Below are 14926 nucleotides of genomic sequence, written 5' to 3'. Positions count from 1 at the left end.
CTTTTTTATGAGCATTCTGGACACGGTAAAGAAACTATTCGGATTTACACCGGCAGAACCGCCAATCGCAGCGGAGCATCCGGCGGAGGTGGTCAGGCGCGTCGAACCGGCCCCTGTTCTGCCCAAACCGGCTCCGTCCGGGCCGCCCCCGGCTGCTCCGCGACGGGAGCAGCTCATCCGGTTTATAATCCATAAACTGCGGGCTTATCAGAACGAGCCGGAAACCGCTCCCGTGGGACTCAAGGTTGTGATTTTTTGTGCAACCCCGGAGGAAGAAGAACTCTACCGCGTGGTTTTGTGGACCAACCAGCCGGGGAAGTTTCAGCGGGAATTAAACCGCCAGCTAGCCGACAATTACATTATTTTGCCCAAAAACTGGCGGTTCGACTATGCCCTTTTTTCGGATGAATGGCCCGCTACGACCTACCGGGAAGGCAACCTGGGTCTGCTGGTCGAGGATCAGTCAAAACCCGACGCCACCCCGCTGCTGGCCCGCATTGTGGCGCTGGTAGGGCAGACGGAGCAGGAAGAATACCTCCTTGATTCGTCCCGAAAAGGCACGTTTTGCATCGGTCGCGGGCATACCGCCCAAACCAACTCGGGCCGGGTGCGAACCAACGACATCGTAATTCTCAACGACGACGATGCCGGTTTTGACCCGGACAAAGGCGCGGGAAATGGGGCGGTTAGCCGGGCGCATGCCACGATCCGCTATGATCCCGGGCAGAAACAATATTCCCTGCTGGTCGATCCGGGGGGGCTGCCCGCCAGCGGCAACAAGACGAAAATCATGCACCCCGACAACACCATCGAGCGGGCCGATATTGCCGGGATGGGCTACCCGCTTCAGCATGGCGATCAGATCGAACTGGGGGGCGAGGTGGTTCTGCTGTTTGAACTTCGGTAAGCGGTTTCGCCATTTCCAAACCCGCGTTCTGTTTTGTATCTTTGGGCATGAGCAATCGAATTTCTGTTCAGCTTTTTGGCATCACCCGCGAGATTGTCGGCTCTTCGGCCCTCACGCTCGACCTGCCGCAACCCGGTCAGGTGGGCGAATTACTGAATAATCTGAAAGAACGCTATCCCGCGCTGAATGGCCTCCGATCCTTGCTGGTGGCCGTCAACGGCGAATACGCCGAAGCGGATCAACCGTTACATCCCAACGACGAAATCGCCCTCATCCCGCCCGTCAGCGGAGGGTAAAATCAGTTAGGAATGAAGAGTTATGAGTGAAGAGTTGGCTGACGCGTTCAATTCTTTTTATCGGAATTAACTCTTAATTCATAACTCTTAACTCATAACTCCTCTATGGTTTCGATTACGACTGATCCCATCGATATGAATGCAGCTTACCGATACGTTTCGACGGATGCGGCAGGAGCCATCACGTTTTTCTTCGGAACGGTTCGCGACAGCACCAACGAGCGCGCAGTCGAGCGGCTGGAATACGAAGCGTATGACCGCATGGCGTTAACGAAAATGCAGGAGATTGCCGACGAAGCCTGCCAGCGCTGGGATGTCCGAAAATACGCGATCATTCACCGCAAAGGTAACCTGGCGATTGGTGACATGGCCGTTCTGATTGCCGTGGCCACGCCCCACCGGGCCGATGCATTCGATGCCTGTCGCTACATCATCGACACCCTCAAACAACAGGTGCCCATCTGGAAAAAGGAAATTTTTGAAGACGGACAGGTCTGGGTCGATGCCCATCCGTAGAGTTCTACATAACGGATATCGAATACAGAATAGCGAACGCCGAATTGTGGAGAAACGGAAAGAAATAACCGTTCTGCGTTTTTTCAATATTCGTTATTTACTTTTCAATCATTTAGAAATCAAACTCCACATGCGTTCGGGGTGTCCGGTCTTTGCTGATTTCGCGCGGTTTGATGGCGTATTGGGCCATAATGGGGTAATGGTCGGAGAATTTGACGTCGCGGTAGGTGACGTAGTTGAGCGGTTCCAGAAACCGGGCGTTGTAAAACTGGTTGTCGATACGCAGAAAACCGGGGGCTTTGTTGTAACTGAAGCCAAACCCGCGCCCGGCATCTTCAAAGGCATTTCGCAGCAGCCGACGCAGCTTTCCGTACGTATAACTGTAGGGCGTGTCGTTAAAATCGCCACAGATGATAATGGGATGCGGGCTGTTTCGGTAAAACTCCTCCACCCTGACAATCTGGTTTCGACGCAGGGTCAGGCCCTGCCGAAGCTGCCGTAAAACCGTACGTGTGTTGCTTTTGACCCGGTTTGTCTCCGTTTGATCCAGCATTCCGCCCACCCGAATGCCCATCGATTGCATGTGGACACTGATCACCCGGACGGTGTCGGCACCCACCTTGACATCCGCCCAAACCAGCCCGTTGAAATTATCGAACACCTCATCACCCCGCTTCACGATGGGGTAGCGTGAAAAAACCGCCACGCCGAAAAACTTTCCCGGCCCCTCCCGCTCCGGCGGATGCAGCACGGCATAATACGGATACCCGGCTTTCTCCAGTCGCCGGATGGTTTTAAAGACGACCGAACTATTGTCGTTGTAAAATTCCTGAAAACACTTTACGTCCGATGGTTCTTTCAGGACCCATTCGATCATCTTATTGGCATCATCGGGGCGCTGGGTATCCACGATGTCATATTTATTGAATCCCATTGCGTTGTAGCTCATGACCTGCAGTGTCGGACGTTTCTCGCTGTTGCTGGCCGGTTGGCTATACGTCAGGGTACGTCGCCAGAACGGGATTCCGATCAGCATTGTCAGCACGGGCAGCACCGCCCGCCAGGGGCGAACCAACACCCAGAACAGGATAAAAAACAGATTGCAGGCCCAGGCGACTGGCAATGAAATCATCAGAATACTGGCGGTCCAGTGTCCAATCGGCACTTCGTAGAGCAGGTAATAAACCAGCAGCGTATACAGAAACAACAACAGGTTCAGCGACCAGAGCAGCGACGAAAAAAACGAAGAAACCAGTACGCCAAGCCTAAGCGAAAATTTCATACGAACGAATCAGATGGGTGCGGGTCACGCAGACCGCCTTTTTTCAGTAACGACAGATGTAGGGCGTAGGAGTACAAAGTTACGAACGTTTGTTCGGAAAATAGCCCGTTTAATCAGCCGTAAAAATTGTTAGCGGCAGTTCGGCAATTTGATTGGGAAACAATTCATAAAATACTTATCTTTGCACCACTTATCAGCATTTGTGCATGGCAGGGAGTTTTCGACTCCCTTTTTTGTTAATTTATGGATGTAAAGGCGAAAGTCAACGAACTGTTACAGCCGTATCTGAACGAAGATCAGTATTTTATCGTTGGCATTCAGGTATCCCCTTCCCGTACTCGTGCTAAAATAACCGTCTTGCTGGATAGCGATACCGGAATCACTATTGAGGAATGCGCGGGAATCAGCCGTCAGTTGGGCAACCAATTGGAAGAACTGGAAGTGTTTGACGGACAGGCATTTACCCTGGAGGTCTCATCGCCGGGTGTGGATGAACCCCTGGTGTTGAAACGGCAGTATCTGAAAAACGTGGGTCGTGAGGTGGAAGTATTACTGAATGACGGTCAGATTCGGAAAGGAAAGCTGGAGAGCATTGGAGACGATCACATTGTGATCACCGAAATACCGCTCAAAAAACCGAAGAAAAACGATCCTCCGATCGAACCGACGGCCATCCCGTTTACCGAAATCAAGAAGAGCACAATACAAGTTTCATTTAAATAAAGGAAGGTCGGTTTCTAAGTCGCGTTTTCAGTTCGTAGTTTCTGTTTATTCTGACTGGAAACCTATAACTGAATCCCTACACTGAAAACTGAGAACTGAAATTATGGATAGCGGAGTACTCATTGAGTCGTTTGCAGAGTTTGCACGGTCGAAAAATATCGACCGCCCGACCATGATCAAAATTCTGGAAGATGTATTCCGGACGATGATTCGCAAAAAATACGGCACTGACGAAAACTTTGACGTTATCATCAACGCCGAAAGCGGTGACCTCGAAATGTGGCGCACCCGCGAGATTGTGGATGACAATTCGGAAGACATCTGGGATTATGACAAAATCCCGCTGGCAGAAGCCCGCAAAATTCAGGCCGACTTTGAAGTGGGTGAAGAGGTAGCCGAAGAGGTAAAGCTGGAGGATTTTGGCCGCCGGGTTGTGCAAACCGCCCGCCAAACGCTGATTCAGAAGATCAAAGATCTGGAGAAAGAAATTCTTTACGATAAATATAAAAACCAGGTTGGTGATTTACTGAACGCAGAAGTTTACCAATTGCTTAAAAATGAAGTAATTTTGCTCGACAATGAAGGCAATGAAATCAGCCTTCCCAAAAGCGAGCAGATTCCGAAAGATCGGTATCGGAAAGGGGAAACCACCAAAGCCGTCGTCCACCGGGTTGAAATGATCAATGGCACGCCCAAGATCGTTTTGTCCCGGACATCGCCGGTTTTTCTGGAACGCCTGTTTGAGAACGAAATTCCGGAGATTTACGACGGTTTGATCTCCATTCGCCGGATCGTTCGCGAACCGGGTGAACGGGCCAAAGTCGCCGTGGAATCGTACGACGACCGGATTGATCCGGTGGGTGCGTGTGTCGGGATGAAAGGATCCCGGATTCACAGCATTGTTCGGGAACTGGGGAACGAGAATATTGACGTTATCAACTATACCGACAACTTTGAGCTGTTGATCAGCCGGGCGTTGAGTCCGGCCAAAATCAGCACGATGACCGTCGACCGCGAAGCCAAACGCGTATCGGTTTTCCTGAAACCCGATCAGGTTTCACTGGCCATCGGCAAAGGCGGTCAGAATATCAAACTGGCCGGTCGGCTGGTGGGTATGGAGATCGACGTATTCCGGGATGTCGAAGGACAGGAAGACGATGAGGATGTGGATTTGTCAGAATTCAACGACGAAATCGACAACTGGATGATCGAGGAACTGCGCCGGGTTGGTTTGGATACCGCCAAGAGCGTATTGGCCCGTTCGAAAGAAGAACTTGTCCGGATGACGGATCTGGAAGAAGATACGGTTGAAGAGATTCTGGCCATTTTGCGCCAGGAATTTGAGTAAAATGATGAACTATTGAGGATGAACGATGAATTAAGTCGATCCATTCATCGTTCATCATACATAGTGTATCATTAAAATGCTTTTTTCATTCTAAACCATTTGTATGGCAGAAGATAAATCCATGCGCCTTAGCCAAGTGGCAAAAATACTCGGAGTAGGTTCGTCTACTGTGGTGAGTCGTCTTTCTGCCAAAGGGATTAAGGTTGATAGTAACCCTAACGGCAAGATTTCTACGGATCAAGTGGAAATCTTGGCGAAAGAATTCGGTAATACTGAACTGTTGAATGGTGGAGCTGTTCGCAAACCAGCTTCAGAGACTTTTGTGCCCGAACCCAAACGTCGGGAAGATGATGATTTGCCGCAATATTTCCGCAGCGAACCCGCCCGGCCTTCCCAGCCGGTGCCACCTCAGCCTGTTGCCAACCCGGTTGTTGCCAAACCTGCGCCTGTACAGGAAGCACCGGCAACGCCGAAACCGCAGCCGGTTACCCAACCAGAACCCGTTGTAGCAGAAAAGGCCCCCGAGCCGAGCCAGCCCAAGCCAGAACCGGCGCCGGCACCTGTGGCTCCGCCCCAGCCTGCTCCTGTTGAAGTCCGTCAGCAGCCCGCACCGGTGGAACCAAAGGAAACTCCTCCTGCGCCGACACCAGCACCTGCCCCTAAACCGGAAGCAGTGGCTCCTGTACCCGTTATAGAGAATAAACCGGAACCCATTCAGCCTGTGGCACCAACACTGGTTGAGCCCCCACGCCCAATCGAAACCCCTCAGGTTGAAAATCGTCCGCAAGTGACCTCACCGGAAAACAAAGAACCCGCCCAACCGGAAATCTCCAGTCCCCGATTACCGGGATTGACGGTTTTGGGTAAAATCGACCTGGAGAGGAAACCCTCTCCGCAGCCCTCGCAACGGGCCAACGACCCGAATGCGCGGCAGCAACAACCCAACCGGAATGATCAACGGAATGCGGGTCCCCGGCCGGATGGCCAGCGGCCCGATAACCGGCCCGGTCAACAACCGAACCGGAATGACCAACGAAATGTGGGTCCCCGACCGGATCGGCCCGGTGATCAAAACCGTGCCGGTATTCCAGGCCAGGGACCGGGTGGCAATCGGCCATCCGATCGTGACCGGAATCGTCCGCAGGACAACCGGGGCCAACAGCCCCCGCGTCCTGTAGAACCACGGCCCGTTACGCCCCGCATGGAAGAAACGCCGGTTCAGTCCGAACCCGTCGTTGATCTGCCAGTCGATGAGCCTGTTGAAACCATCCGCGCCCGGGGTGCACAACTGCGTGGTCTGACGGTTTTGGGAACCATCGAACTGCCTTCCGAACGCTCGAAAAAACAAAATGGCCCGGTTGCGTCGACCGACGAACGGGATAAAAAACGCAAACGCAAACGCCTGCGTCGTGACCCGGTCGGTGGTGCCCCGACAGCCGGCGGAGCAGCACAACCCCAAGGTCAGGGTGGCGCACCGCGCACCCGGGATGCAAACGCACCCACCAACCGCAATCAACCACCGGGTCAGGCCAACAAGCCCGCCACCGGAACGGGCGCGGGTGCTGGAGCCGCTAATAAAGGGAAAGCCGGAGCCCGGGGAGGTACACGTGACCGCCGGGAAGAGCCTACCCAACGCGAAGTAAAAGATTCGATCAAGGCAACGCAGGCCCGGATGACCGGTAACAAACCGAATCGGGGTGCTGACCGTCGCCGGGATCGTCGCCAGGAACGCGCCGAACGCGAACGCGAACGGATCGACCAGGAGAACGAAGAAGCAAAAATCCTGAAAGTAACCGAATTCGTATCGGCCAACGACCTTGCGTCGCTGATGGATGTGTCGGTCAACGAAGTGATTGCTACCTGTATGAGCCTGGGGATGTTTGTATCCATCAACCAGCGTCTCGATGCGGAAGCGATTACGGTCATTGCCGATGAGTTCGATTACGAAGTGCAGTTTGTATCAGCCGAGGAAGAGATCGAATCGGGTCTGGTCGATGAACCGGATAACGAAGAAGATCTGGTACATCGCGCACCGATTGTGACCATCATGGGTCACGTTGATCATGGGAAAACCTCGCTGCTTGACTACATCCGCCGGACGCGCGTTGCAGCCGGGGAAGCCGGGGGGATTACGCAGCACATTGGTGCCTATAGCGTAAAAACCACGGACGACCGCATGATTACGTTCCTCGATACGCCGGGTCACGAAGCCTTTACGGCCATGCGGGCACGGGGTGCGCAGGTAACCGATATTGTTATCATCGTTATTGCTGCGGACGACAGCGTCATGCCACAAACCCGCGAGGCCATCAACCACGCGCAGGTCGCCGGGGTGCCGATTGTCTTTGCCTTCAGCAAGGTCGATAAGGTGGGTGCCAATACCGAAAAAGTACGGGAAGAACTGTCGCAGATGAACATGCTCGTTGAAGAATGGGGTGGTAAATACCAGACACAGGAAATCTCGTCAAAATCCGGTTTGGGTATTTCGGAACTGCTGGAGAAAGTATTGCTCGAAGCCGAATTGCTCGATCTGAAAGCCAATCCAAATAAAAAGGCAACTGGTACCGTCATTGAAGCCGAGCTGGACAAAGGCCGGGGGTATGTGACCACGATGCTGGTGCAAACCGGTACGCTTCGACAGGGCGACATCGTGCTGGTGGGTGCGCACTTTGGCCGCATTCGCGCCATGACGGATGACATCGGTCAGCGGCTGAAAGAAGCCGGACCCTCGACGCCGGTGCAGATCCTGGGTCTGCCGGGTGCTCCACAGTCCGGGGATAAGTTTAACGTGATGGAAACGGAGCGTGAAGCCCGCGAAATTGCCAACAAACGGGAGCAGTTGTTGCGTGAGCAGAACCTGCGGACCCGCAAGCACATTACGCTGGAAGAAATCGGTCGCCGGAAAGCCATCGGTAACTTCAAAGAACTGAACGTGATTGTGAAAGGTGACGTGGACGGTTCGGTAGAAGCCCTTTCCGATTCGCTGTTGCAGCTTTCGACGGAAGAAGTACAGGTCAACATCATCCACAAAGCCGTGGGTCAGATTTCTGAATCGGATATTCTGCTGGCGTCGGCGTCGGATGCGATCATTGTCGGCTTCCAGGTACGGCCTTCGGTCAGTGCCCGTCGTCTGGCCGAACAGGAGCAGATCGAAATCCGCCTGTATTCCATTATCTACGATGCCATTGGCGAAATCCGGGATGCGATGGAAGGCATGCTGGCCCCAACCACCGAAGAGGTCATTGTTGGCAATATCGAAGTGCGCGATGTGTTCAAGATCAGTCGCGTCGGAACGGTAGCCGGTTGTATGGTAACGGAAGGAACCATCAAACGGAACAACAAAGTCCGCGTGGTTCGCGATTTCATCGTGGTTCATACCGGCGAAATCAGTGCCTTGAAACGGTACAAAGAAGACGTCAACGAAGTACGGTTTGGCTATGAGTGTGGCTTGAGTATCAAAAATTTCAACGATATTCTGGTTGGCGACGTAATCGAAAGCTTCGAACTGAAAGAAGTGAAGCGGACGTTGTAAGTCATTCCGGTAACACAATAAAAAGCCTTTCCTGCGATTTGCAGGAAAGGCTTTTTCGATATATTGGAGTTCCATGAAAATTATTACAATCTCTGACCTCCACGGACGCAGCAACTGGCTTCAAATCGATGTCGGGCACTACGATAAAGTGATCTTTCTGGGCGATTATACCGACAGCTACGACCTGACTGATGCGGCTATTTTAGAAAATCTCTCCCAAATTATCCGGCTCAAACAGCAGGCGCCCGATAAAGTTATTCTGCTTATTGGCAACCATGATGCCCAGTACCTGCATTTTCCGCATTACCGTTGCTCCGGTTTTCGGCCGTCGATGCAGCCCGCATTGACATCCCTGTTCAAGGAAAATCTATCCCTGTTTCAGATTGCCTACCAGGAAGGATTTTATCTGTTCACCCATGCGGGCGTAACGAATCGCTGGCTGGCGCATATCCCCAGAGGCAATCTAAGCGCAAAATTGGAACTAAATTTACAGGGCCTGGGTCAATTGGCCAATGCGATGAACCGAATGCACCAGGACCGGATGTTGCGAACATCGCTGTTCGATGTCAGCCACCTGCGGGGTGGTTTCGACGAAGCCGGTGGGCCGTTATGGGCCGATCAACGCGAAACATCGACGGATTACCTGCCCGGTTTACACCAGATTGTGGGTCATACGCCCGTTCCGGAATTTACCACCATCGGCGACGAAACCGGTTCGATTACATACACGGACGTTTTACAGACGCGGCAAGCTTTTTACACCATCGATTTCGACGATATAAATCAGGCGTTCGTCGATTTATCCGGGTAAATCCGGCCAATTCATGTTATCCGCGTGCTATTCTTGTTAAATTCGTAACGGTCAGAACAACATTGGTTTATTTGGCCGTTATAAAAGAAAATAATCGCTACAACGACCCGTTTGAATGAGTTTTCTATATCCTTCGTTTCTCTTTGGGCTCCTGGCGGTCTCTGTCCCTGTCGCCATCCATCTGTTTAATTTTCGCCGGACGCGCCGGGTGTTTTTTACCAACGTCGCCCTGCTCAAAACCGTCCAGACCGAAACCAAGTCGTTCCGGCGGTTGAAACATTACCTGATTCTGCTGTTCCGGTCGCTGTTTGTGATCTGTCTCGTGCTGGCCTTTGCCCAACCGTTTCTACCCAGCAAAAGCAAACTGGGCCTGTCGCGAAAGGGCCTGACGAGCCTGTATCTCGACAATTCGTACAGTATGCAGAATGAGTTAAACGAGAAACGGTACCTGGATATCGCAACCAGCAAACTGGATCAACTGCTGGGTTTGTTTCGCAACGCCACCTCGCTGCAACTCGTCACCAACGATTTCAGCAGCCAGGAACAAACCGTAGGAACCGCCGACGCCCTGCGCGACCGCGTCACCACCGTCCGGTTTGCTCACACACCCCGCACGTTGCCCGATGTATACCGCCGACAGTTGAATCTCCTTGCCTCACACAATCCGACCGGCCCCAACCAGTTGTTCTGGTTTTCCGATTTTCAGAAAAGCACCACCGGCGATTTGTCCCGACTGAAAATTGATACGACCAACCGGCTTTTTCTCGTCCCGCTGGAAACCCAGCCGACCAAAAACGTTTTTGTCGACTCGGTTTGGCTCAGTACACCCTTCATTCGGGAACTGCAAAACAATACGCTCAACGTCCGCGTTCGGAACAGTGGCGATGAGTCGGTGCGGAATCTGCCCATCAAACTTTTCATCGACCAGACGCAGGTTTCCACGGCTTCCGTCACGCTGCCGGGCAAAGGAGCCGCTACGGCCACGCTCAATTTTAACGTGACCCAGAAAGGGTTCCGCCGGGGGCGCATCACCTTCGAGGATTACCCGATTACGTTCGATAACGAATATTATTTTGTCATTCAGGCATCGCCCTCGATCCGGGTTCTGCACCTGTTCGACCAGAAATCGGAAGCCAATTACGTCGAGAATGTTTATGGCAACGACAGCCTGTTTGTCCGCCGGAGTTTCAATGCGCAAAACGTGGACGTGGGCCAGTTAAAAACCGCCGACCTGGTGGTTCTGGAGGGCGTTAACCAGGTGAATGGAACGTTGCGGAGCGAACTCGAACGGTTTGTGCGGCAGGGCGGCAGTCTGGTGATCATTCCGCCGACGACGCCGGATGCGGCCACCTGGTCACCGTTTTTTGCCGGTTTAGGCGTTGGCGGTTTGCAAACGCAGGCTTCTCCCCTGCCACCCCAGCAGCCGCTGTCGGCTCCGAATCGCCAGAATCCGTTTTTCCGCGACATTTTTGAACAGACCAATCAACAAGGCATCGAAAACCTGCCCAATGCGGTTCCGGTCTGGCAATGGCGCGTGGTGGGTGAGCGGCTCCTGACACTACGCAATGGCACCCCGTACCTGACGCAATCCCGAACGGGCGGCTCCACAGCCGGACAGGTTTACATTTTTGCCAGCCCGTTGAATGTCGAATACGGGAATGTCGCCCAACATGCTCTTTTTGTGCCGATCATGTACAAAATTGCCGCCCAGAGCGTTCGCCCACAACGCACGGCGTATTCGTTCGATGATAATACCATTGAAGTCCCCGTCAGCAATGCGTCGCCTAATGCCGTGTATAAATTGGTGCGGGACAAACTGGAGATCATTCCCGTACAGCGCGTCAACGGGCAACAATTGCTGATGGAACTCCCGAAAAGCAATCAGTTGAACGACGGACAGCAACTGGCCTCCGGCTATTACGAGCTGCAATTGAATGGCAAAACCGAAAAGCTGCTGGCTTTCAACCACGGCAACCGGGAGTCGCAGATGGAGTTTTACAAACCCGACGAACTCCGGCGGATTTTTGCCAACCAGCCCAACGTGGAGATTTTCGACAGCATTCAGGACGATGATTTTGTGGAGGAACTACGCCAGCAAAATCTGGGCACCAATCTCTGGAAATATTTCGTCATTGCCGCCCTGATGTTTCTGCTGGCCGAAGTGGCAGTGATCCGGTTTATGAAGGGTTAATTGGAATTTGTATCTTCGTATTCAACTCAGCAGGCTATGAATATGCTACTCACCAACGGGTTTTCTGTATTGAAGATGCCCCGGGACTTTCGTCCCATGACCGATGATGAGTTTTTCTACTACTGTCAGGAAAACCCGGACCATAAATTTGAGCGTGCTGCCGACGGAACAATCATTGTAATGGGACAAACAGGCGGAGAAACCGGAAAACGCAACAGCGAACTGAATGCCGATTTAGCAATTTGGAACCGTAGTACAAAACTCGGTTTTGTATTCGATTCATCAACGGGGTTTATACTGCCAAATAGCGCCGTCCGTTCGCCGGATGCGGCCTGGGTTACGGCCGAACGCTGGAATGCCTTGTCATCCGACGAACGTAAAAAATTCCCGCCCCTGTGCCCCGAATTCCTAGTTGAATTAATGAGCGAATCAGACGTGCTGCGCATGGCAGAGGACAAAATGCGTGAATACATCGACAACGGTTGCCGTCTGGCCTGGCTCATTGACCCAAAAACCGAAACCGTCCGAATCTACCGGTTTGACGGTTCGGTGCAGGTTATCCAGGGCTTCGACAACACCCTTTCTGGGGAGAATGTGCTGCCGGATTTTACGTTTAATCTCAGTCTGTTACGCTAAGAATCACTGTTTTCGCTCCCAAACCACAAAATCAAACGCCACGGCGTGCCGGTCGTCAATGCCATGATGCCGTCGGCTAATCTCCTGCCAGTGACTTTTGTCAACATCCGGAAAGGTGGCATCGCCTTCATAAGAGGCTTTCACTTCAGTCAGGTAAAGCCGGTCGGCCGAGTCAATGGCCTGCCGGTAAATTTCGGCACCCCCAATCACAAAAGCTTCATCGATACCGGTTTTTCGGGCTTCGTCAATCGCTTTTTCCAACGAATCGACCACCACAACGCCGTCGGGCTGGTAGTCCGGATTGCGGGTAATCACAACATTAAGCCGATTCAGCAGCGGTTTGCCGAGGGATTCGAACGTCTTTCGACCCATCAGAATCGGGTGATGAGACGTCGTTTGTTTGAAGTATCGAAAGTCGTCAGGCAAACGCCAGACCAGGTCATTATCCTGACCAATAACGCCGTTTTCGGCCACGGCTGCAATTAAGCTGATTAGCATACGTTAAATTTTATTCCCCCGAAAATACTCCTCTACGGTCATTTTCCGTTTTCCCTCGGCCTGCAATTCATCCACCGACAGCCAGCCGTCGACCGCTTTGATAAGCAGCGTTTTTTTGCCATCGGACCAGGCTTCACCCGGTTCAGCCGGAAGGGGTGAATGATCCGCAAACGAAACCGCATAGATCTTGTACACCTTCCCGTTGATCTTCGTCCAGGCCGTCGGATAGGGCGACATGCCACGCACAAAATTCCGAACGGCTTCGGCGGGCTGAAACCAGTTGATTTCGCAGGTTTCGCGGTGAATTTTCGGAGCGAGTTTCAGTTCGCCGACCTGTGGCTGCGGTTTTCGCGGATAAGTACCTGCTTCAATCGCCCGAACGGTTTTGAGCACCAGCGTGGCACCTTTTTCCATCAACCGGTCATGAAGCGTTCCGGCGGTGTCATCCGCATGAATGGGTTCGGTTTCCTGAAAAATCATCTGGCCCGTGTCAATTTCTTTTTCGATGAAGAACGTCGTCACACCGGTTTCTTTTTCACCATTGATGACGGCCCAATTGATCGGGGCCGCTCCGCGATACTGCGGCAATAAAGAACCGTGCAGATTGAAGGTACCAATCCGGGGCATCGCCCAAACCACTTCCGGCAACATCCGAAAAGCCACGACCACCTGCAAATCAGCCTGGTAGCTTTGCAATTGTTCCAAAAAAGCCGGATCGCGCAGTTTCTCGGGCTGTAAAACCGGAATGCCGGCAGCAACGGCGGCCCGTTTCACCGGCGATTCCGTCAATTGCTGCCCCCGCCCCGAAGGTCGGTCGGGCGCTGTCACCACGGCCACGACCTGGCAGCCGTCGCCGAGCAGTTTGCTCAGGCTGGCGACCGCAAAATCGGGTGTGCCCATAAATACGATGCGAAAAGAATCACTTCTCAAAACAGTAACGGGTTATTTGCTCGAATTGCTGATTAGGACATTGGGAGAATGCCACGGAATTGTTATTTTTGTCTTCCTGAGTTCCACTATGAGTAGTCGAACAGCTATACATACAATTCCGCAGAAAGGCTCCTGACGCTTCCTACAAAGAAACAAGATTTTGTATGGAGAACGGTCAGCGAACCGTTCTTTTCTTTTTTGTAGCCATTTACCACCAAATAAGCGGCTATAGTGGGAATTGTAGGGTCTTGGGAGCAGCGAAACCAAAGGCAAAGAAATTTATAGAGTAGATGTAACATGGGTAAAATTTCGTATTACACTGAAGAAGGTCTAAACCGGCTGAAAGCTGAGCTCAACGACCTGAAGACCAAAGGACGGAGCGATATGTCCCGCCAGATTGCTGAAGCACGCGACAAAGGAGATTTGAGCGAAAATGCGGAGTACGACGCGGCCAAAGATGCGCAGGGACTGCTGGAGATGAAAATTTCGAAGATGGAAGAAATTGTTTCGAACGCCCGGCTGCTGGATGAATCGTCGATCGATACTTCGCAGGTATCGGTCTTATCGACGGTTAAAATAAAAAATCGAAAAAACGGCGCGACCATGTCCTACACCCTGGTGTCGGAAGAAGAAGCCGATTTGAAATTAGGAAAGATTTCGGTGGGCTCTCCAATCGGCAAGGGATTGCTGGGCAAAAAAGTGGGCGACACCACCGAAATCAAAGTGCCAGCCGGAACGCTGGAGTTTGAAGTTCTCGAAATCGGACGATAAGTTTCAAAATGAACACTGAGTTTCGAATCTGGGTCGAATGCGGAGCTGCATCGTAATTCGATATTCAAATTCAGTGTTCATTATTCCTTACCCTCATGGCTTCCATCTTTTCCCGCATTGTCAGTGGCGAAATTCCGGCTTACAAAATTGCCGAAACCGACGATTACCTGGCCTTTCTGGACGTGTTCCCAACGGTGAAGGGACATACGCTGGTCATTCCGAAAAAAGAGGTCGATTACCTCTTTGATCTGGATGATGAGCTGTATCTCGGGCTGATGAAATTTGCCAAGCAGATTGCGCCCGCCATCGAGAAAGCCGTTCCCTGCCAGCGGATTGGCGTGGCGGTGGTGGGTCTGGAAGTGCCGCACGCGCACGTCCACCTCATTCCGATGAACAGCATGGCGGATATGAATTTCAACAACAAGCTGAAAGTGAGCCCGGAAGAGTTTAGCGAAATAGCCGCCCGCATCCGGAGTTTCCTCTAA

General features: G+C 52.4%; 14 protein-coding genes. 11 read left to right on the top strand and 3 right to left on the bottom strand.

Going from position 1 to position 14926, the window contains the following annotated elements:
- Positions 1 to 7: 7 nt before the first annotated feature.
- The 3 genes from FH871_RS28160 (at position 8) to FH871_RS28150 (ending at position 1719) form a co-directional block, all read left to right on the top strand.
- On the top strand, positions 8 to 907 hold the full coding sequence (locus FH871_RS28160; RefSeq protein WP_138994762.1) for an FHA domain-containing protein: 900 nt from the start codon (positions 8 to 10) through the stop codon (positions 905 to 907).
- A gap of 47 nt (positions 908 to 954) precedes the next feature.
- Positions 955 to 1203, top strand: coding sequence for a molybdopterin converting factor subunit 1 (moaD, locus tag FH871_RS28155; RefSeq protein WP_138994761.1), 249 nt, complete (start codon positions 955 to 957; stop codon positions 1201 to 1203).
- 105 nt (positions 1204 to 1308) lie between these two features.
- Positions 1309 to 1719, top strand: coding sequence for a molybdenum cofactor biosynthesis protein MoaE (locus FH871_RS28150; RefSeq protein ID WP_138994760.1), 411 nt, complete (start codon positions 1309 to 1311; stop codon positions 1717 to 1719).
- 112 nt (positions 1720 to 1831) lie between these two features.
- Here FH871_RS28150 and FH871_RS28145 read toward each other — a convergent pair whose 3' ends face one another.
- Positions 1832 to 3001 carry an endonuclease/exonuclease/phosphatase family protein gene (locus FH871_RS28145; protein WP_138994759.1) on the bottom strand — a complete coding sequence of 390 codons (1170 nt, stop codon included), beginning with the start codon at positions 2999 to 3001 and terminating at the stop codon, positions 1832 to 1834.
- 243 nt (positions 3002 to 3244) lie between these two features.
- Between FH871_RS28145 and rimP the strand changes: the two genes are divergently transcribed.
- From rimP to FH871_RS28115, 6 genes are all read left to right on the top strand, one after another.
- Positions 3245 to 3724 (top strand): ribosome maturation factor RimP, encoded by a 480-nt coding sequence (gene rimP / locus FH871_RS28140; protein WP_138994758.1) that lies wholly within the window; start codon positions 3245 to 3247, stop codon positions 3722 to 3724.
- A 103-nt stretch (positions 3725 to 3827) separates the two neighbouring features.
- Positions 3828 to 5072: a transcription termination factor NusA gene (gene nusA / locus FH871_RS28135; RefSeq protein WP_114409919.1), complete on the top strand. Its 1245-nt coding sequence runs from the start codon at positions 3828 to 3830 to the stop codon at positions 5070 to 5072.
- A 103-nt stretch (positions 5073 to 5175) separates the two neighbouring features.
- Positions 5176 to 8604: a translation initiation factor IF-2 gene (gene infB, locus FH871_RS28130; RefSeq protein WP_138994757.1), complete on the top strand. Its 3429-nt coding sequence runs from the start codon at positions 5176 to 5178 to the stop codon at positions 8602 to 8604.
- 73 nt (positions 8605 to 8677) lie between these two features.
- Complete coding sequence (locus tag FH871_RS28125; protein ID WP_138994756.1) at positions 8678 to 9415, top strand: metallophosphoesterase; 738 nt, start codon at positions 8678 to 8680, stop codon at positions 9413 to 9415.
- Positions 9416 to 9530: 115 nt separating this feature from the next.
- The gene (locus FH871_RS28120) at positions 9531 to 11606 is read left to right on the top strand and encodes a BatA domain-containing protein (RefSeq protein WP_138994755.1); all 2076 of its coding nucleotides are present in this window, start codon (positions 9531 to 9533) and stop codon (positions 11604 to 11606) included.
- Positions 11607 to 11642: 36 nt separating this feature from the next.
- Complete coding sequence (locus FH871_RS28115) at positions 11643 to 12242, top strand: Uma2 family endonuclease (protein WP_138994754.1); 600 nt, start codon at positions 11643 to 11645, stop codon at positions 12240 to 12242.
- 3 nt (positions 12243 to 12245) lie between these two features.
- Here the strand turns inward: FH871_RS28115 and FH871_RS28110 are convergent, their stop codons facing one another.
- Together FH871_RS28110 and fmt are read right to left on the bottom strand one after the other, a co-directional pair.
- On the bottom strand, positions 12246 to 12740 hold the full coding sequence (locus FH871_RS28110) for a dihydrofolate reductase (RefSeq protein WP_138994753.1): 495 nt from the start codon (positions 12738 to 12740) through the stop codon (positions 12246 to 12248).
- Between the two features lie 3 nt (positions 12741 to 12743).
- Entirely contained in the window at positions 12744 to 13670 is a 927-nt protein-coding gene (gene fmt / locus FH871_RS28105) for a methionyl-tRNA formyltransferase (protein WP_255516986.1), read from the bottom strand.
- Between the two features lie 297 nt (positions 13671 to 13967).
- Between fmt and greA the strand changes: the two genes are divergently transcribed.
- Together greA and FH871_RS28095 are read left to right on the top strand one after the other, a co-directional pair.
- Positions 13968 to 14441, top strand: coding sequence for a transcription elongation factor GreA (gene greA, locus FH871_RS28100; RefSeq protein WP_138994751.1), 474 nt, complete (start codon positions 13968 to 13970; stop codon positions 14439 to 14441).
- Between the two features lie 95 nt (positions 14442 to 14536).
- Positions 14537 to 14926 carry an HIT family protein gene (locus tag FH871_RS28095; RefSeq protein WP_114409927.1) on the top strand — a complete coding sequence of 130 codons (390 nt, stop codon included), beginning with the start codon at positions 14537 to 14539 and terminating at the stop codon, positions 14924 to 14926.

It is taken from the genome of Larkinella sp. C7 (genome assembly GCF_006149005.1).
In the GTDB taxonomy this organism is placed as follows: Bacteria; Bacteroidota; Bacteroidia; order Cytophagales; family Spirosomataceae; genus Larkinella.
Note: the sequence above shows the minus strand (reverse complement) of the source record. Positions and strands in the feature narration are given on the sequence as shown.

Bases quoted from the DNA above. Each gene is read 5' to 3' on its own strand.
- FH871_RS28095 (WP_114409927.1), top strand. From the start codon at position 14,537: ATGGCTTCCATCTTTTCCCGCATTGTCAGTGGCGAAATTCCGGCTTAC.
- FH871_RS28150 (WP_138994760.1), top strand. From the start codon at position 1,309: ATGGTTTCGATTACGACTGATCCCATCGATATGAATGCAGCTTACCGA.
- FH871_RS28160 (WP_138994762.1), top strand. From the start codon at position 8: ATGAGCATTCTGGACACGGTAAAGAAACTATTCGGATTTACACCGGCA.
- rimP (WP_138994758.1), top strand. From the start codon at position 3,245: ATGGATGTAAAGGCGAAAGTCAACGAACTGTTACAGCCGTATCTGAAC.
- FH871_RS28110 (WP_138994753.1), bottom strand. From the start codon at position 12,740: ATGCTAATCAGCTTAATTGCAGCCGTGGCCGAAAACGGCGTTATTGGT.
- greA (WP_138994751.1), top strand. From the start codon at position 13,968: ATGGGTAAAATTTCGTATTACACTGAAGAAGGTCTAAACCGGCTGAAA.
- FH871_RS28120 (WP_138994755.1), top strand. From the start codon at position 9,531: ATGAGTTTTCTATATCCTTCGTTTCTCTTTGGGCTCCTGGCGGTCTCT.
- FH871_RS28115 (WP_138994754.1), top strand. From the start codon at position 11,643: ATGAATATGCTACTCACCAACGGGTTTTCTGTATTGAAGATGCCCCGG.
- nusA (WP_114409919.1), top strand. From the start codon at position 3,828: ATGGATAGCGGAGTACTCATTGAGTCGTTTGCAGAGTTTGCACGGTCG.
- moaD (WP_138994761.1), top strand. From the start codon at position 955: ATGAGCAATCGAATTTCTGTTCAGCTTTTTGGCATCACCCGCGAGATT.
- infB (WP_138994757.1), top strand. From the start codon at position 5,176: ATGGCAGAAGATAAATCCATGCGCCTTAGCCAAGTGGCAAAAATACTC.
- FH871_RS28145 (WP_138994759.1), bottom strand. From the start codon at position 3,001: ATGAAATTTTCGCTTAGGCTTGGCGTACTGGTTTCTTCGTTTTTTTCG.
- FH871_RS28125 (WP_138994756.1), top strand. From the start codon at position 8,678: ATGAAAATTATTACAATCTCTGACCTCCACGGACGCAGCAACTGGCTT.